The organism is Paraburkholderia sediminicola (assembly GCF_046026855.1).
GTDB classification, from domain to species: Bacteria; Pseudomonadota; Gammaproteobacteria; order Burkholderiales; family Burkholderiaceae; genus Paraburkholderia; species Paraburkholderia sediminicola_A.
Genome location: NZ_JAQQET010000020.1, coordinates 97742 through 117868, shown reverse-complemented (window position 1 = coordinate 117868; position 20127 = coordinate 97742). Strand labels below are relative to the sequence as shown.

Below are 20127 nucleotides of genomic sequence, written 5' to 3'. Positions count from 1 at the left end.
TCTTATTGAACGGGAGTGGCGGCGGAGGCGGGTTGCGCAGGTGTAGCAGCGGATGCGGCAGACGGGGGCGGCGCGGCGAGTTCGCTTTCCGGCGACAACGAGAGTGGCGCGCCCGACGTATCCGGTACCTCACCCATAGGGCCGGCGGTTTCCGCGCCCGGTTTCACTTCAGCCGATGAAGCTGACGGTGGCGGTTGCGTGCGAGTGACCGGCTTGGCCGGTAGCGGCGGAACGGTGGGCAAATAGAGCGAACCACGTTGCCCGCAGCCGGCAAGTGCACAACCTGCGAGAATGGCTAAACCCGCTACAATCGCGCGGCCGGGCGCCGCAGCGCGCATCCGAGATACGACTCGCATGACTGTCCCTGAATAAATAATCGATGGAGTTTAGCATGTCCGATAGTGATTACCTGACCCGCGCGGAAGCCGCGCTAGCCGCCATCGAACGCGCGCTCGACGACACGGAAGCCGACATCGAACTCGAGCGCAGCGGCAATGTCCTGACCCTCGAATTCGAGAACCGCACTAAGATCATCGTCAACCTGCAACCACCGATGAGCGAGATCTGGATCGCCGCGAAAGCGGGTGGCTTTCACTTCCGTTTCATCGATGGCGAGTGGCGCGATACGCGCAGCGGCACGGAATTTTTCGCCGCGCTGTCGGAGTACGCGACGCAGCAAGCTGGTGAGCCGGTTCACTTCGAGGCGTAAATTAACGGACTTTGGCGTCTCTTTCGAGACGCCTCGCCTAGTGCCCGCGGAACAGATTCATGATGTCCTGTTTCTCCTGTTCGCCGACTTGCTGCGGCGCTGCCGCGGACGCGCCGCTCGCGTCGGCATCCAGCGCCGCCTGACTGATACCGACTGTCGCGACGAAACCGTGTCCTGGCGTGAAGTCGTCGAAATACAATTCTGAGCCGAGTTCGGTCACGCCGTCCGGCATCGGCATCTTGTAGTCCGGTACGCCTTTGAGCGCGCGCGCCATGTATTCGACCCACACCGGCAACGCGAGGCCGCCACCGGTTTCCTTGTCGCCGAGACTGCGCGGGTTGTCGTAGCCGATCCATGCGATGGCGGTGAGCGTGTGCTGATAGCCGGCGAACCATGCATCCCGCGAATCGTTGGTTGTGCCGGTCTTGCCACCGAGATCGGTACGCTTCAGCACGTTGGTCTTCGCACCCGTGCCACGTTGCGCGACGCTTTGCAGCAGGCTGTTCATCACATACGCATTGCGCGGCTCGATCGCGTGCGGCGCACTCTGCGCGGCCACCAGCGGTTGCGCGTGCGCCACGACGATTCCGCGCTGATCGGTAACTTCGGCGATCAGATACGGATTGATGCGATAACCGCCGTTGGCAAATACCGAGAATGCACCCGCCATCTGCAAGGGCGTGACGAGACCCGCGCCGAGCGCCATCGGCAGATAAGCCGGATGACGATCCGCATCGAAGCCGAAACGCGTGATGTATTGCTGCGCGTACTTGGTGCCGATCTGGTTCAGGATGCGAATCGACACGAGGTTCTTCGACTTCTGCAGTGCGGTACGCATGGTCATTGGACCGTCGAAACCACCGCCGTAGTTCTTCGGTTCCCACGCTTGACCACCCGTCTCCGCCGCGCTGAAAAAGAGCGGCGCGTCGTTGATCACCGTGGCCGGTCCGAGTCCCTTTTCGAGCGACGCCGAATAGATGAACGGTTTGAAGCTCGAACCCGGCTGTCGCCATGCCTGGGTCACGTGGTTGAACTTGTTCTTGTTGAAGTCGAAGCCACCGACCAGCGCGCGAATCGCGCCATCTTGCGGCACGACCGAAACGAATGCGCCTTCCACTTGCGGCAACTGGGTAATCGACCAGTTGCCGTCGTCATCCTTCACGAGGCGAATGATCGCACCGGGCCGCACGCGTTGATTCGGCTGCGCACGTGTGCCGAGCGCGAACTGCGCGAAGCGCAGGCCGTCGCCCTGAATGGTCGCGACGTTGCCGTCGATGAAGGTGGCTTGCACCTGCTTCGGGCTCGCCGCCGTCACCACCGCGGCGATGAGTTCGCCGTTGTCGGGGTGCTCGAGCAGCGCGTCGTCGATGTCCTGTTCGCGGTCGTCCGCATCGGAAGGCAAATCGATGAACGCTTCCGGGCCGCGATAGCCGTGGCGCCGTTCGTAGTCCATCAGACCCTTGCGCAGAGCCCGGTAAGCGACATCCTGATCGGCCGAGTCGATAGTGGTCACGACATTCAGGCCGCGCGTGTACGCCTCTTCGCGATACTGCGCGTACATCATCTGCCGCACCATTTCCGCGACGTATTCCGCGTGCACGCTGAACTCCTTGCCCGCGCCCTTGACGACCAGTGGCTGCTTGCTTGCTTCCTCGTATTGTTCCTGAGTGATGTAGTGCAATTCGTACATGCGCTGCAGGATGTATTCCTGACGGATCTTCGCGCGTTTTGGATTGACCACCGGGTTATACGCGGACGGTGCCTTTGGCAGGCCCGCCAGCATGGCCGATTCCGCCAGAGTCAAATCCTTCAGATCTTTCCCGAAGTACACCCGCGCCGCGCTTGCGAAGCCATATGCGCGCTGACCGAGATAGATCTGATTCATGTACACCTCGAGAATCTGATCTTTCGTCAGCTTCGACTCGATCTTGTACGCGAGCAGCATCTCGTAAATCTTACGCGTGTAGGTCTTCTCACTCGAAAGGAAGAAATTGCGCGCCACCTGCATGGTGATCGTGCTGGCGCCTTGCGTGGCGTGACCATTGGTCAGTGCGACGAAGCCGGCGCGCGCAATGCCTGTCAGGTCGACACCGCCGTGATCGTAGAAGCGCGCGTCTTCGATCGCCAGCACGGCTTTCTTCAGGCTGTCAGGCACGTCCTGGATATGGACGATGTCACGCCGCTCTTCACCGAATTCGCCGATCAACACGTGGTCGGCCGTATAAATGCGCAATGGCACCTTCGGCCGGTAGTCGGTCAGCGCATCGAGCGACGGCAGGTTCGGCGTTGCTACCACCAGCGCATAACCGAGCACCAGCAGCACGCACAGGATGCCCGCGACGATAAGACCCACAAAGCCGATGATGAGCTTGAGCCACAAGGGGCGCTTGCGCTTCTGCGGCGCAGGCGGCGGGGACGTAGGAGACGTGGATTGCATATGGGCACCAAAAAACAGTCCCGTGATTATAGCCGCCTCGCTTTTCAGCTTTCGGCATGCTTACTGGCAGTTCTTGACAAGTCGGCGCGCCGCGCAGGAATGACTTCACTGTAGACGCTTTGATGGCGTGCGGGGCGCACGTCGCGCAACGTTAGCCATTCGGCTGAGTGTCGCGCGACGGCGTGGCTACGCACAATTCTTCCTCGTTACTCGCGTTCGAATGGTTCGCCGCGTGAGTCTGAGGGAGGGCGTGATGACGTTCAAAAATTCGTGGCTTCAAGGTGTGCAACTCGGGGCGCAGCGTTTTGCTGCGGGAATCGATGTGAGTTCGCAGGCAGTGCGTCTGGTCGTGGTGAGTCAGCATTCGCGCACACGTGCGCTACATATCGAATACGCGTGCACTGTGCCGCTTGGCGCCGGTGCGATGGCAGGCACGGAGATCGCCGACCGGCATGCGGTGGCGCGCGCGTTGCGCGACGCATTCGCCGATCTGCCGCACGCGTGTGCGACGCAGGCGTTGCGATGCGCGATGGCGCTGCCCGCCTCGGCCACGTTGACAACCACCGTGCCATTTACACAACTCGCCGCGCTGAGCGGTTGCGGGGACGACGGTGGTCATGAACTCGCCGAACTCGAGCCAGCGGTGATGAGCGAAGTCGAGCGCATAGCAGGTCTCGAGCGACATGCATTGGCTGTCGACTGGTTCGTCGACGAAACGCGTTCGCCGATTCGTTCGGTGACGATCGCCGCAACAGCACGCCAGCATCTCGAAGCGCGTATCGAATGCGCAGCGACCGCCGGTATCTCGCTCACCGTGGTTGATGGCGAGCCGCATGCGGCTTTGCGCGCAATGCGTTACGCGGCGAGCCACGAACTCGATCCGCACGAGCCCTATGTCGCGCTGTGGATCGGCGCGGACGGCGTGTACGGCTGGCGCCTCGTCGACGATTGCCTAGCCGGTGAAATGCGCTACCCGGCGCCCGAGCACACCGATCTCGCCGACGCGTTGCGCGATCTCGTCCACGGCCCCGTACTCGATTGCGCGTTGTTGAGCGGCGAGGTCGATTTGCTCGACGGCGTGGGTTTCTCGATTGCGGATATAGCTGACGTATTGGGCTGCACTGTGCTGCCGTTCGAATGTGCGGCGCTTGGCGGGCTCGCGCGTCAATTGCACGATCCGTTGCTGCACGAGCCTGCCGCCGCAGTCGCATTCGGACTTGCGCTGCGCGGGGTGCTCGAATGATGCGCGGCCTGCGTTCCTGTCTGGATGCGGCGGCCCCGAACACGCGAGCGTCTACGCGTGGCACGGGCCTCGCACTGCCGTGGCTCGGCGGCTTCAATCTGCTGCCGTACAGGCAACGCAATGCGCGGCTCGCGCGCGGGCGGCGCTTGTTTGAATGGGTTGCCGCCGCGCTCACCGGTTTTGCGGCTGTGCTCGCGATAGTTGGGTGGCAGGCATTCGAAAAGGCACAGATCGATTCGCGGCGTGCATCGATCGAACAATCGCTCACGCAACTGGCCATGCCGCTCGCGGAGCACGCCAGATTACTGCGGACGCAAGACGAACAACGCAAAGGCGCGGCGCGTGCGATGACCTTGTCCGGACCGCTTACGCATTTGCGCGATCTGCTGGATGCGTTGAGTTTTGAACCCGGTGATGGCGTGGTGTTGCAGCAATTGCGCCAGCGCGAGCATGAGACAGAGTTGCTCGCGACCTCGCGCGGACATATCGCGTCGGCCGAGTGGCTCAAACGCCTGAGCGCGATCCACGGCGTGACGGGCGCGGAGGTGAGCGATCTGCGTCGCTCGACACCGCGCAGCAATGCCGTTGCGGCGGCCGGCGTTACCGGCCCTATCGAATTTGGAGCACACCTGCGCTGGGACCCGCCGCCGCAGAAAGCGGCCCATACGCCTGGCTTTGCGGCGCAGCGTCCCATGAAGTCTGAACAATCAGGAGGTGCGAAATGAGTACGACTTTTGTCGAGTTCGGCGGCGCGACAAACACGCGGCCTTCTTTTTCCCAGTGGATAAAGCGTGCGCGCTTACCCTTCGCGGCCTGGAGTCGTCGGCGCCGTTGGGTGGTCGCCGTGCTGATCGCTGCGGTGGTATTCGGACTGGGCGCGCACGGCTGGGTTGTGGCCGATCTCGGTGGGGTCGAGGCAAGCCGTACGGCATTGGAGGCGGCCACGCAGCATCTCGCGGATGCGCGCCGTGCGCTGGCGCAATTGCCCACGCTGCGCCGGCAAGTTGCCGCTACGCCGGGCGCGCGGTTGTCAGCGTCATGGACCTCTGCGGACGATGTGCGCATCGTGTCCGAACTCGCGGCTCAGAATAACGTCTCCTTGCTTTCCGTAGAGCCGGGCGCCGCGAGCGGTTCGGGCGCCGAAGGCCTGCGTCCTATACGGCTCACTGCGTACACCGATTTCGTACACCTGATGGCATTCCTGCGCGGCCTGTCGGATCTGCCGGTGCTAATCGTTCCCGTCGACGTGATGGTGAACCGCGATGCCGCTTCGTTAGCGGTGAGGGCAACGCTGCATGTATTCAGCGCGCTGAGGCCGGTGCCTTCAACTGCTACTGCGGATGCGTTTGCCGACGATAGTCTCGACTCGGACGACGAAGAAGACATCGTGTTCTTCGACCCATTCTCGCTTCCGCAGATACTCGCGTCCGGCGAGCAGCAGCCCGACGCTTCGCAACTGCGGCTGGTCGGTTTGCTGCACGATCGCACACGCGGGCTGGCTTTGCTCGATACGCCAGATGGCGCGACCACTGTCGTGTCGGGGCAGCAACTCGGTATCGAGCGCGTTACGCGGCTCGACGCACTCAGCATCACGCTGGCCAACGGCGGCGCGACTCGCACGCTGGCACTGACGGAGGCGCCCTGATGAGGCTGATGAAGCCGTTCGGTCTTGCTGCGTCGCGCGTCGGCGTTCGTGTGTGTTTTGGTCTTGGTGTGTGCCGTGGTCTGTTTGGATGCGTGCGTGGAGGCCCGCTTCACAGTCCGGTCCGCGGTACGCGTCACAGGAGGCTTCATAGCCTGATACGCGGCCTCGTCGCTGGCATGGTGATAAGCGCCGGTATCGTGCGTGCTTCGACCGCACCGCTGCCGCCGCTGCCCGCATATATGCCGCTCGACGACGCCATTGCGCCGCTTGATGCTCGACACGATGTGCCGCCGCTGCCGCGTGGCATCGCTGCCGAATTACCCAACCCATTCCACGACGATTCCGCCGACGAGCCCGGCATGTCGAGAGCGGCGGCAACCGCCGGCATCGGACGCTCCGACGACCTGGCTGGCGACGCAGACGGTTCAGTGCCGCTACGGAGGCAATCGGCAGCCTCCGCGCGCGATGACGTCACCGGAACTTCTGCGCTCGAAGGGCCGCCGGTGCCGCTGCCTCCGCTTGCGCGCCTGAGCGACGCGCCGAAAACGCCTGCAGACGCCAAACTCGCCGCCGCCGACAAACCGATCTCGCTTAATTTCCAGCGCGCCGAACTCGGCGCAGTGCTCAACGCGTTCGCCCAGTTCACTGGACTGAACATCGTCGCAAGCGAGAGAGTACGCGGCGCCGTGTCACTGCGACTCGACAAGGTGCCGTGGCGTACCGCATTCGATACCCTGCTCGACGTCAACGGGCTGGCGATGGAGCGTCACGGCAACGTGATCTGGGTCGCGCCGATTGCGGATCTGGCTACGCGTGAGCGGCAGCGTTTCGAAGCGCACGCCCGGGCGGCCGATCTTGAGCCGCTCGCGAGCCGCACGTTCGAGCTGCACTACGCGCGCGCCGAGGATGTGCGGCGCCTGCTGACCGGCGCCGGAAACCAGCGCGTGCTATCCAAACGCGGCGCTGCGACTGCCGACCCGCGCACCAACCTGCTGTTTGTCACAGATCTCGAAGGACGCCTCGCGCAAATTACGGCGTTGCTTGCCTCCGTCGACCGGCCGACCCGTCAGGTATTGATCGAAGCGCGTATCGTCGAGGGCGAGCATGGGTTTTCGCGCAATCTCGGCATGCGGCTTTCCATGGCGGCCGCCAACGCTGACGGCACTGCCCGTGGCTTGACGGGTGGCAAGGACGGCGCGGTGTACGATCTGTCGGCGCGGCCGATTTCCGGTTTCGACGCCGCCACTGCCGGCCTGACCTTGTTCGCAGCCGGGGCGACGCGGCTCCTGAACATCGAACTGAGCGCGCTGGAGGCCGAAGGGCGCGGTGAAATCGTCTCAAGCCCCCGGGTTGTGACGGCGGACCGGATGAAAGCGGTCGTCGAGCAGGGCACCGAGCTGCCCTATCAGGCGAAAGTCGGGCAGGGCGTGTCAGGCGTGCAGTTTCGCCGCGCCACGCTCAAACTGGAGGTCGAGCCGCAAATCATGCCGGACGGCCGCGTGGTGCTGGACCTCGACGTCGCCAAAGACAGCGTCGGCGAGCAGACCGACGCCGGGCCCGCAATCAACACTAAACACGTGCAAACGCGCGTCGAAGTCGAGGATGGTGGTACGGTGTCGATCGGCGGAATTTACGCGACCGACGACCGGGACGATGTGACGCGGGTGCCGGTCCTGGGCAAAATACCGGTTTTAGGCGCGCTTTTTCGCCATCGGGCCCATCGGGACCAGCGCAGTGAACTGGCAGTTTTCATCACGCCGCGCGTCGTTCAGACAAATTAGGGGCACGCTGCCGCCGCTGCCCAGCGGCGGCCTGCAGGCTCGACAAGGCAGCCGCTTTGCCAGTAAGCTGCGGCACGAACCATACCGGATTAGCCAGAGGACACCGTTGCAAGCGCGGGACGCACACGCCAATGTATTTTTTGTAGGGCTCATGGGGGCAGGCAAAACCACCGTGGGCCGGGCCATTGCGCGCCGTCTCGATCGCCCGTTCTTCGATTCCGATCACGAAATCGAGGTGCGCACGGGCGCGCGCATCCCGGTGATCTTCGAGCTGGAAGGCGAAGCGGGCTTTCGCGATCGCGAGGCGCACGTGATTTCCGACCTGACCGGACGCGACAATATCGTGCTGGCCACGGGCGGCGGCGCGGTGTTGCGGCCGGAAAACCGCGAAGCGCTGCAAAATCGGGGCGTGGTGATCTATTTACGCGCCAATCCCCATGATCTGTGGCTGCGCACCCGGCGCGACAAGAACCGCCCGCTTTTGCAGACTGAAGACCCCAAAGCGCGCCTCGAGGCGCTCTACGAAGTACGCGATCCGCTATACCGGGAATGCGCGCACTTTGTGATCGAAACTGGCCGGCCTTCGGTCAACGGACTCGTCAATATGGTTCTGATGCAGCTCGAGATGGCCGGCGTCGCCAAACATCCTGCTTCATAATGGACCATATGATTACCGTCAATGTCGAACTGGGCGAGCGCGCCTACCCCATCCATATCGGTGCCGATCTGATCGGCCAGACCGCGTTGTTCGCGCCGCATATCGCAGGCAGCTCGGTCATGATCGTCACGAACACCACGGTCGATCCGCTCTACGGCGACCAGCTGCGCGCGGCACTCGCGCCGCTCGGCAAACAGGTCTCCACGGTTGTTCTGCCGGACGGTGAAGCGTACAAGAATCTCGAAACGCTGAATCTGATTTTCGACGCGCTGCTGGGCTCGCGCGCCGATCGCAAGACCACGCTGATCGCCTTGGGCGGCGGCGTGATTGGCGACATGACGGGGTTTGCCGCGGCCTGCTACATGCGCGGCGTGCCGTTCATCCAGGTGCCGACCACCTTGCTGTCGCAGGTCGATTCGTCGGTGGGCGGCAAGACGGGCATCAACCATCCGCTCGGCAAGAACATGATCGGCGCGTTCTACCAGCCGCAGGCCGTGATCGCCGACATCGGCGCGTTGCGCTCGCTGCCGGCGCGTGAACTGGCCGCGGGCGTCGCTGAAGTAATCAAGACCGGCGCGATTGCCGATGCCGGTTTCTTCGGCTGGATCGAAGCAAATATCGAGGCGCTCAATCGCTGCGAGCCGGACGTGTTGGCCGAGGCGGTCAAGCGCTCGTGCGAGATCAAAGCGTCGGTCGTGGCGCAAGACGAGCGCGAAGGCGGGCTGCGCGCGATCCTCAATTTTGGCCATACCTTCGGCCATGCGATCGAAGCCGGACTCGGCTACGGTGAGTGGTTGCACGGCGAGGCGGTTGGCTGCGGGATGGTGATGGCGGCGGACCTGTCCGTGCGCATGGGCTACCTCGACGAAGCGGCCCGCAAGCGCCTCGTCGACGTGATCGTTGCCGCGCATCTGCCCACCCGGGCGCCCGCGCTTGGCGATTCGCGTTATGTCGAACTGATGCGGGTCGACAAGAAGGCGGAAGCCGGCGCGATCAAATTCATTCTGCTGAAGCGTTTCGGTGAGACGCTGATCACCCAGGCGCCCGACGCCGAGGTGCACGCCACGCTGGCCGCTGCCGTTTAGAAACGGCAAGGCACTGCAGCAAAGCTCTGTGCACCAGCGTCATGAGGCGCCGCCCATGTTTCGGAGAATCCGGTGACTGACAGGCGCAGCGACGATGTAAAGCATGACCCGGCAGGCACGCCCGTGAGCGGCGTGCCGTCGCAGGACGCACTCGAAGCGCATCTCGCGCCGTATGCAGCACATTCCTCCCAATCGCGCGGCCGTCGCTATCCCGAAGCCACGCCCAGCGCGCGCACGGAATTCCAGCGCGATCGTGATCGCATTGTCCACTCGACGGCGTTCCGCCGACTTGAATACAAAACGCAGGTATTCGTGAATCACGAGGGCGATCTGTTTCGCACGCGACTCACCCATAGCCTGGAAGTCGCGCAGATTGCCCGGTCCGTCGCTCGCAATCTGCGGGTCAACGAAGATCTCGTCGAAGCCATTTCGCTTGCGCACGATCTCGGCCATACGCCTTTCGGCCATGCGGGCCAGGATGCGCTGAACGAATGTATGCGCGAACATGGCGGCTTCGAGCACAACCTGCAAAGCCTCGCGGTGGTCGACGATCTGGAAGAGCACTACGGCGCGTTCAATGGCCTGAACCTCTGCTTCGAAACGCGGGAAGGCATTCTTAAGCACTGCTCGCGCGAGAATGCGCGGCGCCTCGGCGCGCTCGGCGAGCGTTTTCTGGATGGGCGGCAGCCTTCCCTTGAGGCGCAGATCGCCAATGTCGCCGATGAGATCGCGTACAACAATCACGATGTCGACGACGGTTTGCGCTCGGGCTTGCTCACCGTGGCGCAGCTTGCTGAAGTGGAGCTATGGCAGACGCACTACGCGGCGGCACGTGGCGATTTCCCGGAGATCGAAGGGCGCCGGCTGATTCACGAGACCGTGCGCCGCATTATCAATACGCTGATCGTCGACCTGATCGATACGACCGCGCTCAATCTTGCCCGGCACGCGCCAGACTCGGTGAACGCGGTGCGTGCCGCGCCACCGCTGGTCGCGCATAGCGAAGCGATCGCCGCGCAGGCAGCGGCGCTCAAGCGTTTTCTATTCAAGAACCTGTACCGCCACTATCGCGTCATGCGTATGGCTAACAAGGCGCGCCGCGTGGTGGCCGGCCTGTTCGACGCGTTCACGGAAGATTCGCGGCTATTGCCACCCAGCTATCAGTCCACGGACGCATCGTTGCAACCGCGCCTGATTGCCCACTACATCGCGGGTATGACGGATCGATATGCGGTGAAGGAGTATCAGCGGCTGTTCGTGATCGACGACAACTGACCCAATTGGCGCCAGCGGGTGTTGTTGCTCGATAAGCGCGGCGCAAACCGGCGCCCGCGTGGGGGCAAGGCTGGGTGAGCATCGACAGCCGCGGGCGAACGTTGATGCAGGACCGCGCGCTAGCAGACGCCGGCACTGAAATCCAATGCCGGCGCAATTCCATTTCCGCAATCAAAGCGGCCGGCGCGGCGCCCCGTCTCGCCGTTCAGTGCAGCCGGCTCAGCACAATCCGCCTAGCGCAGCCGCGACGCGAACAGCGCGCCCGCGATCAGCGCAACGCCGCCGACGATCGCTATCGTTTGCCAAGGGTTTTCGTGCACATAGTCGTCGGCATCGGAAATTGCCACCTCTGCGCGTTCCCGCATGGCTTCGCGGGTGTCGTTCAAACGGGCGCGCGCGGTATCGAGCTGCTTGCGCAATTTGCCGCGCAGCGCCACGGCGTCTGCCTGGGTCCCGTCTGCCAGGGTGGACTCCAGCTCCGACATCAGGTGGCGCAGTTCACCAGCGATATCTTCGGCCGCATGGCGGCTATGGCGAGCGATACGCCGCGCACGGCGGCTGGTGGTCGTCCAGGATTCGCCGAGGGCGTCTCGTGTGTTCGGAAGTGCTGTCATGGTCGCTCCGTCGATGAGGGTGAAAAGATCCCACGCTGTCACACAGACACGTTGCCACGCGGGAAACACCTTGAGGACGCAACTTCGGTGCCAAACCGGCAGCCCCTATGCACCGTGGCGCCGATGCACATTCCTCAGCAGATATTGCACGGGCCGACCCGATAGCGGGTCAAATTTACAAACACCCCCGCCTGCCCGCTGCGTGACTGACTTCCGCACGTCGCGAACCGTCTCTCGAAGCGAGCCCAAAATAAAAAACGCCGCCATTTGATATATGACAGCGTTGTCCAAGCCACGAAAATTCGACTACCCTAACTTAACGGCCCCAATTTCGTGAAGCGTTAGAAACGGTAACCGATGTTGACGTAGGTAACGATCGGGTTCAGCTTGATCTTGGTTTGCGATTGCACATTCAGCGTTCCGACCGGCGTGCTTGCAGCGGTGTTCAGCTTGGCGGTTGTGCTGAGCGGCAGGTACGAAATCGAGACGCCCGCGAACCAATGCTGGTTGAACGCATAGGTGAAACCCGCATTAAACACCGGCTCCCACGAACTATCCGTAGTGACACTGGTCGGACCATGCAGGACGTTTGCTTCGAATGCGCTGTTGGTGATCCTTTCGTCGGAGAACCAGATGCGGCTCACACCAACGCCGAGATACGGGCGGAACGTGGCGGTCGGAGCGTTGAAGTAGTACTTGAACAGCAGAGTCGGGCTCCACTGTTTTGCCTGACCGAGCTTGCCGAATTGTTCGAGGCTACCCGTGCCGTTCAGGTCGAACGAAGGCGGATAGCCGATCACGAATTCGGTGGCGATGTGATCGGTGATGAAGTAGCCGGCGGTCAGGCCGATAGTATCGGCCGAACTCAGTGATGCGCCGGTGTTGGGTTCGGTGATGTTGGTCGGGCTGCCGCCTATGCTTGTCACTCTCAACGGGTCGCTGCTCGATTGAGGCGCAAGATGGAACCAGCCTGTCGTGACGTAAAAGCTGCCGGCCGATTGCGCGTGCGCTGCTGTGCTCATGCAGGCTAGCGCCGCGATCCCCGTTACGGCCTGTTTTAATTTCATATGTGCTCCTCCAGAAAAGGCCCGCTCATTATGACTACAACGTTTGAAACAAACCATACGCGGCGGTTAGAGCTTTCTCCCTAGGCTCCGCGCGGTTTCTGGCTTAGCCGTGCTGCGCCGAACCCCGGGCGCGCACGGTTCTTCGGACCTTCGGGTATGTACCAACGCGACTATTGGATACTCCAGCATGGCACGGCTTGCACGTCTCTATGTCCCTGACCAGCCGCAGCACGTCATCCTCCGTGGACTCGATCAGCAGCCCGCATTTGTCGACGACCAGGACTACGAGCTTTTCATCGACTGTTTGAAAGCGGCTTCACGCGACCATCACTTGTCCATCCACGCGTATGCGTTGATGCCGGGCTCGGTCCAACTGCTCGTCACGCCCACTGAGGAGTCGAGCCTGCCGAAGGCCATGCAGGCAGTGGGGCGCCGCTACGTTGCGCACTTCAACCGGCGTTATGCGCGCCGCGGCACACTGTGGGAGGGTCGCTACCGTGCCACGGTAATCGAAGGCGAGCGGTATTTCCTGCTGGCGAGCCGCGTTGTCGAGATGTCGCCGGTGCGCGCCGGGCTGGTGAGCGCGCCGGAGGACTACCGCTGGTCGAGTTATCGCCATCACATCGGCCTGACGCTCGACAGCCTGATTACCGACCATCCGTTGTACTGGTCGCTCGGCAATACGCCATTCGAACGGCAGCGCGCTTACCGTGAACTGTGCGAGCAGCCGCTCGACGAACGCGAAGCCAGTCAGCTTCAGCAGGCCACCCTGAAAGGCTGGGTTCTGGGCAGCGATACCTACCGCGAATGGGCGGCGCGTGCCGCCAACCGGCGCGTTTCTCCGTTGCCGCGTGGGCGGCCGCGCAAGGTACGCGAAACGCCGCAGACGCAATAAAGCGTTTCACATCAAAGGGCCGCACCCGGAACGGCATCTTCGTATGCCGTTTTCTTTTGCACCTTTATGATATGACACCAATAAAAAACTCCCGCAATGCACCAACTTGATAATTAGGGATCGATCATCACGTTTTATTTGCTATTCCATTGATTCGTCGCGTATATTCCGAATTCCGGCGGATTTTGATACGCGTAGCATCAAGCGTGCTGAGTCGCCGACGCGGTTGCGGTGCGAGCTGCGGCAATAGAAAAACGGTTTAACGGCCTGTCCGGCCCCTCACAGACGGTGTCCCCATGAACGACCACCAGCAACCGACTCACCCGGTTCCCGCCGCGCAGGGTCTGTACGACCCGCAAAACGAACATGACGCCTGCGGCGTCGGTTTCGTTGCCCATATCAAGGGCAAGAAAAGCCACGAGATCATCGAGCAAGGCCTGAAGATTCTCGAAAACCTCGACCACCGGGGCGCCGTCGGCGCCGATCCGCTGATGGGCGACGGCGCGGGCATCCTGATCCAGATCCCGGACGGTTTCTATCGTGAGGAAATGGCCAGGCAGGGCGTGGTGCTGCCCCCGAACGGCGAGTACGGCGTCGGCATGGTCTTCCTGCCGAAAGAACACGCATCGCGTCTCGCATGCGAACAGGAACTGGAACGCACGGTAAAGGCCGAAGGCCAGGTCGTGCTGGGCTGGCGCGACGTGCCGGTCGACCACACCATGCCGATTTCGCCCACCGTCAAGGCGAGCGAGCCGCTGATCCGCCAGATCTTTATCGGCCGTGGCAAGGACATCATGGTGACCGACGCGCTCGAGCGGAAGCTGTATGTGATCCGCAAGACCGCGAGCCACCGTATCCAGGCGCTCAAGCTCCAGCACGGCAAGGAATACTTCGTGCCGTCCATGTCGGCGCGCACGGTCGTCTATAAGGGTCTGCTGCTGGCAGGCCAGGTCGGCGTGTATTACCGCGACCTGCAGGACGAGCGCACGGTGTCGGCGCTGGCGTTGGTGCACCAACGCTTCTCGACCAACACGTTCCCGGCGTGGGAACTGGCTCACCCGTACCGCATGATTGCCCACAACGGTGAAATCAACACGGTGAAGGGCAACGTCAACTGGCTGAACGCCCGTACCGGCGCGATCGCCTCGCACGTACTCGGCGACGACCTGCCGAAGCTGTGGCCGCTGATCTACCCGGGCCAATCCGACACTGCCTCGTTCGACAACTGTCTCGAACTGCTGGTGATGGCTGGCTACCCGCTCGTCCATGCAATGATGATGATGATCCCGGAAGCCTGGGAACAGCACACCCTGATGGACGACAACCGCCGCGCGTTCTACGAGTACCACGCCGCGATGATGGAGCCGTGGGACGGCCCCGCTGCCATCGCCTTCACCGACGGCCGTCAGATCGGCGCCACGCTCGACCGTAACGGCCTGCGTCCGGCACGCTACATCATTACCGACGACGACCTCGTCATCATGGCGTCGGAAGCGGGCACGTTGGTGATTCCCGAGTCGAAGATCGTCAAGAAGTGGCGTCTGCAGCCGGGCAAGATGTTCCTGATCGACATGGAGCACGGCCGCATCATCGACGACAAGGAACTGAAGGACAACCTTGCCAACGCCAAGCCATACAAGAGCTGGATCGACGCGGTCCGGATCAAGCTCGACGAAATCGAGCCTAAGGCCGAAGACGTCGCGACGGAACGCCGCGAACCCGCTGCCTTGCTGGATCGTCAGCAGGCGTTCGGCTACACGCAGGAAGACCTCAAGTTCCTGATGGCGCCGATGGCGCAAGCCGGCGAAGAAGCCGTCGGTTCGATGGGCAACGACTCGCCGCTGGCGGTCATGTCCAACAAGAACAAGACGCTCTATCACTACTTCAAGCAGCTGTTCGCGCAAGTCACGAACCCACCGATCGACCCTATCCGTGAAAACATGGTGATGTCGCTGGTGTCGTTCGTCGGTCCGAAGCCGAACCTGCTGGACACGAACAACATCAACCCGCCGATGCGTCTCGAAGTGTCGCAGCCGGTGCTCGACTTCAAGGACATCGCAAAGATCCGCGAGATCGATCAGTACACGGGCGGCAAGTTCAGCTCGTACGAACTGAACATCTGCTATCCGGTGGCGTGGGGCAAGGAAGGTATCGAGGCGCGTCTGGCTTCGCTGTGCGCGGAAGCCGTGGATGCGGTCAAGTCCGGCTACAACATGCTGATCGTGTCGGACCGCAAGACCGACCGCGACAATGTCGCGATCCCGGCATTGCTGGCTACCGCCGCGATCCACACGCACCTCGTTCAGCATGGTCTGCGCACGAGCGCGGGCCTGGTTGTGGAAACTGGCTCGGCGCGTGAAACGCACCACTTCGCGTTGCTCGCGGGCTACGGCGCGGAAGCCGTGCACCCGTACCTCGCAATGGAAACGCTCAGCCAGCTCGCTGCGGGCCTGAAGGGTGACCTGTCGCCGGAAAAGGCGGTCTACAACTTCACCAAGGCAGTCGGCAAGGGCCTGCAGAAGGTCATGTCGAAGATGGGCATTTCGACCTACATGTCGTACACCGGCGCGCAAATTTTCGAAGCAGTCGGTCTGGCTGAAGATCTGGTGTCGAAGTACTTCAAGGGCACCTCGTCGAAGGTCGGCGGTATCGGCCTGTTCGACGTTGCGGAAGAAGCGATCCGTCTGCATCGCGACGCATTCGGCGACAACCCGGTGCTCGCGAACATGCTCGACGCGGGCGGCGAGTACGCCTATCGCGTGCGCGGCGAAGAACACATGTGGACGCCGGATGCGATCGCCAAGCTGCAGCACTCGGCGCGCAGCAACTCGTATCAGACGTACAAGGAATACGCGCATCTGATCAACGATCAGACCAAGCGCCACATGACGTTCCGTGGCCTGTTCGAATTCAAGTTCGATCCGACCAGGGCGATCGCGCTCGACGAGGTCGAATCGGCGAAAGATATCGTCAAGCGTTTCGCGACCGGCGCCATGTCGCTGGGCTCGATCTCGACCGAAGCCCACGCCACGCTGGCTGTCGCGATGAACCGCATTGGCGGCAAGTCGAACACCGGCGAAGGCGGCGAGGACGTGAACCGTTATCGCAACGAACTGCGCGGCATTCCAATCAAGAACGGCGACACGATGAAGTCGCTGATCGGTGACGAGGTCGTTGTCGACATTCCGCTGAAGGACGGCGATTCGCTGCGCTCGAAGATCAAGCAGGTGGCATCGGGCCGTTTCGGCGTGACGGCGGAATATCTCGCGTCGGCCGATCAGATCCAGATCAAGATGGCGCAAGGCGCAAAGCCGGGCGAAGGCGGTCAGTTGCCGGGCCACAAGGTGTCGGAATACATCGGCAAGCTGCGTTACTCGGTGCCGGGCGTCGGCCTGATTTCGCCGCCGCCGCACCATGACATCTACTCGATTGAAGATCTGGCGCAACTTATTCACGATCTGAAGAACGCCAACTCGGCGGCGAGCATTTCGGTGAAGCTGGTGTCGGAATCGGGCGTCGGTACGGTTGCTGCCGGTGTCGCCAAGGCGAAGGCCGATCACGTCGTGATCGCCGGCCATGACGGCGGCACGGGTGCATCGCCGCTGTCGTCGGTGAAGCATGCCGGCACGCCGTGGGAACTGGGTCTCGCTGAAACGCAGCAAACGCTGGTGCTGAACCAGCTGCGCGGGCGCATCCGGGTGCAGGCCGACGGTCAGATGAAAACCGGCCGCGACGTCGTGATCGGCGCGCTGCTGGGTGCGGACGAGTTCGGCTTCGCGACGGCGCCGCTTGTCGTCGAAGGCTGCATCATGATGCGCAAGTGCCACCTGAACACCTGCCCGGTCGGCGTCGCGACGCAAGATCCGGTGCTGCGTGCGAAGTTCCAGGGCCAGCCGGAACACGTCGTCAACTTCTTCTTCTTCGTTGCGGAAGAAGCGCGCGAAATCATGGCGCAACTGGGCATCCGCAAGTTCGAAGATCTGATCGGCCACGCCGAACTGCTCGACATGAAGAAGGGCGTCGAACATTGGAAGGCGAAGGGTCTCGACTTCTCGCGTGTGTTCTATCAGCCGCAGGTTTCGGCTGAAGTCGCACGCAAGCACGTCGACGTGCAGGACCACGGTCTCGAGAAGGCGCTGGATCACGTGCTGATCGAGAAGTCGAAGGCCGCGATCGAGAAGGGCGAGCACGTCTCGTTCATCCAGCCGGTGCGCAACGTGAACCGCACGGTCGGTGCGATGCTGTCCGGCACGATCGCGAAGAAGTACGGCCACGACGGCCTGCCTGACGACACGATTCACATCCAGTTGAAGGGCACCGCGGGCCAGAGCTTCGGCGCGTTCCTCGCGAGAGGCGTCACGCTGGATCTGGTCGGCGACGGTAACGACTACGTCGGCAAGGGTCTCTCGGGTGGGCGCATCATCATTCGTCCGACCAACGATTTCCGTGGCAAGTCGGAAGAAAACATTATCTGTGGCAACACGGTGATGTATGGCGCGATCGAAGGCGAAGCGTTCTTCCGCGGCGTCGCCGGCGAGCGTTTCTGCGTGCGTAACTCCGGTGCGACGGCGGTTGTCGAAGGTACCGGCGACCACGGTTGCGAATACATGACGGGCGGCACGGTTGTCGTGCTCGGCGAAACGGGTCGTAACTTCGCGGCGGGCATGTCGGGCGGTATCGCTTACGTGTACGACCCGGACAGCACGTTTGCCGGCAAGTGCAACAAGTCGATGGTCGCGCTCGATCCGGTCCTGCAACAGGCCGAACAGGAACGCACGGTCGACAAGGGCTTGTGGCACAGCGGCGCAACCGACGAAGCGCTGCTCAAGGGTCTCATCGAACGTCACTTCCAGTTCACGGGTTCGCCGCGTGCAAAGGCGCTGCTCGAAAACTGGGATGCGTCGCGCCGTCAATTCGTGAAGGTGTTCCCGACCGAATACAAGCGCGCGCTGGGCGAGATGGCAGCGAAGAAGGCGAACAAGGAAGTGCTCGCAGCCTGACTTGTCGCAAGCAACTTTGCTGATCATCAGCGCAGAAGACGTCACATTTAGCCGTACCCGCCGCCTCTCGATTATTCGACGTGCGGCGGGTGTAGATCACCTCACCTGATACAGATAGAGAAGAGAACCACATGGGCAAGGCAACCGGTTTTCTCGAGTTCGAGCGCCGCCACGAGGCGTACGAAGCTCCGCTCACGCGTGTGAAGCATTACAAGGAATTCGTTGCGGCACTGACCGACGACGAAGCGAAGATCCAGGGCGCGCGTTGCATGGACTGCGGTATTCCGTTCTGCAACAACGGCTGCCCGGTGAACAACATCATCCCGGACTTCAACGACCTGGTGTTCCACCAGGACTGGAAGACTGCGATTGAAGTGCTGCACTCGACGAACAACTTCCCCGAGTTCACGGGCCGCATCTGCCCGGCGCCGTGCGAAGCGGCGTGCACGCTCGGCATCAACGACGACGCGGTCGGCATCAAATCGATCGAACACGCGATCATCGACAAAGCGTGGACCGAAGGTTGGGTTGCGCCGCTGCCGCCGAAGCACAAGACCGGCAAGAAGGTCGCGGTGGTCGGTTCTGGCCCCGCCGGTTTGGCCGTCGCGCAGCAACTCGGGCGTGCGGGGCACGATGTAACCGTGTTCGAAAAGAATGACCGTATCGGCGGCTTGCTGCGTTACGGCATTCCTGACTTCAAGCTGGAAAAGTGGCTGATCGATCGCCGCATGCGCCAGATGGAAGCCGAAGGCGTCACGTTCCGCGCTAACGTGTTCATCGGCCGTGCGGATTCGCTGCCGGCACACATCGGCAATACAGCGAAGGAAACGATCACGCCGGCCGAGCTGAAAGAACAGTTCGACGCGGTGGTGATCGCCGGTGGTTCGGAAACGCCGCGTGATCTGCCGGTGCCGGGCCGTGAGCTGGAAGGCATCCACTACGCGATGGAATTCCTGCCGCAGCAGAACAAGGTCAACGCCGGCGACAAGGTCGCGAACCAGCTGCTCGCCAAGGGCAAGCACGTGGTCGTGATCGGTGGCGGCGATACGGGTTCGGACTGCGTCGGTACGTCGAACCGTCATGGCGCGAAGAGCGTCACGCAATTCGAACTGCTGCCGCAACCGCCGGAAGAAGAGAACAAGCCGCTCGTGTGGCCGTACTGGCCGATCAAGCTGCGCACGTCGTCGTCGCATGACGAAGGTTGCTCGCGTGATTGGGCGGTTGCGACCAAGCGCCTCGAAGGCAAGAACGGCAAGGTCGAGAAGCTGATCGCCGCACGCGTCGAATGGAAGGACGGAAAGATGCAGGAAGTGCCGAACTCGGAATTCGAAATGAAGGCCGATCTGGTGCTGCTCGCGATGGGCTTCACGCAACCGGTGTCGCCGGTGCTCGAAGCGTTCGGCGTCGATAAGGACAACCGCGGCAACGTGCGTGCTGCGACCGAAGGCGACAAGGCGTATTACACGTCGGTGGACAAGGTCTTCACCGCGGGCGATATGCGTCGTGGTCAGTCGCTGGTGGTGTGGGCGATTCGCGAAGGCCGTCAGTGCGCACGTTCGGTCGACGCGTTCCTGATGGGTCATTCGGAACTGCCGCGCTAACGTCTCAGGTTGGTTTGCGCCTGTTGGCGCAGAAACCAGCTAATACTTGCAGGACGAGGTGGAGACGACAAAGCGGTACATAAGCAGTACACCAAAGCGGTAGAAAACAAAGCCGGG

Annotated in this window: 15 protein-coding genes; 11 read left to right on the top strand and 4 right to left on the bottom strand. The window is 62.3% G+C overall.

The window, feature by feature from the left end; translation table 11 throughout:
- Positions 1-2: 2 nt before the first annotated feature.
- Positions 3-356 (bottom strand): LPS translocon maturation chaperone LptM, encoded by a 354-nt coding sequence (gene lptM / locus PQR40_RS22435; protein WP_408236110.1) that lies wholly within the window; start codon positions 354-356, stop codon positions 3-5.
- 35 nt (positions 357-391) lie between these two features.
- On the opposite strand from lptM, the gene cyaY reads away from it, so the two are divergent.
- Positions 392-709: an iron donor protein CyaY gene (cyaY, locus tag PQR40_RS22430; RefSeq protein WP_054036574.1), complete on the top strand. Its 318-nt coding sequence runs from the start codon at positions 392-394 to the stop codon at positions 707-709.
- A gap of 37 nt (positions 710-746) precedes the next feature.
- Here the strand turns inward: cyaY and PQR40_RS22425 are convergent, their stop codons facing one another.
- Positions 747-3146: a penicillin-binding protein 1A gene (locus PQR40_RS22425; RefSeq protein WP_408236107.1), complete on the bottom strand. Its 2400-nt coding sequence runs from the start codon at positions 3144-3146 to the stop codon at positions 747-749.
- Positions 3147-3399: 253 nt separating this feature from the next.
- Here PQR40_RS22425 and pilM point away from each other — a divergent pair, with 253 nt between their 5' ends.
- From pilM to PQR40_RS22390, 7 genes are all read left to right on the top strand, one after another.
- Entirely contained in the window at positions 3400-4389 is a 990-nt protein-coding gene (gene pilM / locus PQR40_RS22420; RefSeq protein ID WP_408236104.1) for a type IV pilus biogenesis protein PilM, read from the top strand.
- Entirely contained in the window at positions 4386-5114 is a 729-nt protein-coding gene (locus tag PQR40_RS22415) for a PilN family protein (protein WP_408236101.1), read from the top strand. The genes pilM and PQR40_RS22415 overlap by 4 nt, the downstream gene beginning before the upstream one ends.
- The gene (locus PQR40_RS22410; protein ID WP_408509892.1) at positions 5111-6034 is read left to right on the top strand and encodes a hypothetical protein; all 924 of its coding nucleotides are present in this window, start codon (positions 5111-5113) and stop codon (positions 6032-6034) included. Before PQR40_RS22415 ends, PQR40_RS22410 begins: the two co-directional genes overlap by 4 nt.
- A 176-nt stretch (positions 6035-6210) precedes the next feature.
- A complete protein-coding gene (gene pilQ, locus PQR40_RS22405) occupies positions 6211-7815 on the top strand; it encodes a type IV pilus secretin PilQ (RefSeq protein ID WP_408509891.1) in 1605 nt (534 codons plus the stop codon).
- Between the two features lie 106 nt (positions 7816-7921).
- Positions 7922-8473, top strand: coding sequence for a shikimate kinase (locus PQR40_RS22400; protein WP_325043536.1), 552 nt, complete (start codon positions 7922-7924; stop codon positions 8471-8473).
- Entirely contained in the window at positions 8473-9558 is a 1086-nt protein-coding gene (gene aroB, locus PQR40_RS22395) for a 3-dehydroquinate synthase (protein ID WP_408338214.1), read from the top strand. The genes PQR40_RS22400 and aroB overlap by 1 nt, the downstream gene beginning before the upstream one ends.
- Before the next feature lie 123 nt (positions 9559-9681).
- A complete protein-coding gene (locus PQR40_RS22390; protein WP_408338282.1) occupies positions 9682-10833 on the top strand; it encodes a deoxyguanosinetriphosphate triphosphohydrolase in 1152 nt (383 codons plus the stop codon).
- Between the two features lie 233 nt (positions 10834-11066).
- On the opposite strand, the gene PQR40_RS22385 is transcribed toward PQR40_RS22390, so the two are convergent.
- Together PQR40_RS22385 and PQR40_RS22380 are read right to left on the bottom strand one after the other, a co-directional pair.
- Positions 11067-11447 carry an ElaB/YgaM/YqjD family protein gene (locus PQR40_RS22385; RefSeq protein ID WP_408236089.1) on the bottom strand — a complete coding sequence of 127 codons (381 nt, stop codon included), beginning with the start codon at positions 11445-11447 and terminating at the stop codon, positions 11067-11069.
- Positions 11448-11788: 341 nt separating this feature from the next.
- Positions 11789-12514: an OmpW/AlkL family protein gene (locus PQR40_RS22380; protein WP_408338216.1), complete on the bottom strand. Its 726-nt coding sequence runs from the start codon at positions 12512-12514 to the stop codon at positions 11789-11791.
- A 187-nt stretch (positions 12515-12701) separates the two neighbouring features.
- On the opposite strand from PQR40_RS22380, the gene PQR40_RS22375 reads away from it, so the two are divergent.
- The 3 genes from PQR40_RS22375 to gltD all read left to right on the top strand — a co-directional run bounded on the left by PQR40_RS22375 (position 12702) and on the right by gltD (position 20010).
- Positions 12702-13409, top strand: a complete 708-nt coding sequence (locus PQR40_RS22375; RefSeq protein WP_054036587.1) for a transposase — start codon at positions 12702-12704, stop codon at positions 13407-13409.
- 296 nt (positions 13410-13705) lie between these two features.
- Positions 13706-18409, top strand: a complete 4704-nt coding sequence (locus PQR40_RS22370) for a glutamate synthase-related protein (RefSeq protein WP_408338218.1) — start codon at positions 13706-13708, stop codon at positions 18407-18409.
- 131 nt (positions 18410-18540) lie between these two features.
- Positions 18541-20010, top strand: coding sequence for a glutamate synthase subunit beta (gltD, locus tag PQR40_RS22365; protein WP_408236080.1), 1470 nt, complete (start codon positions 18541-18543; stop codon positions 20008-20010).
- Positions 20011-20127 lie beyond the last annotated feature (117 nt).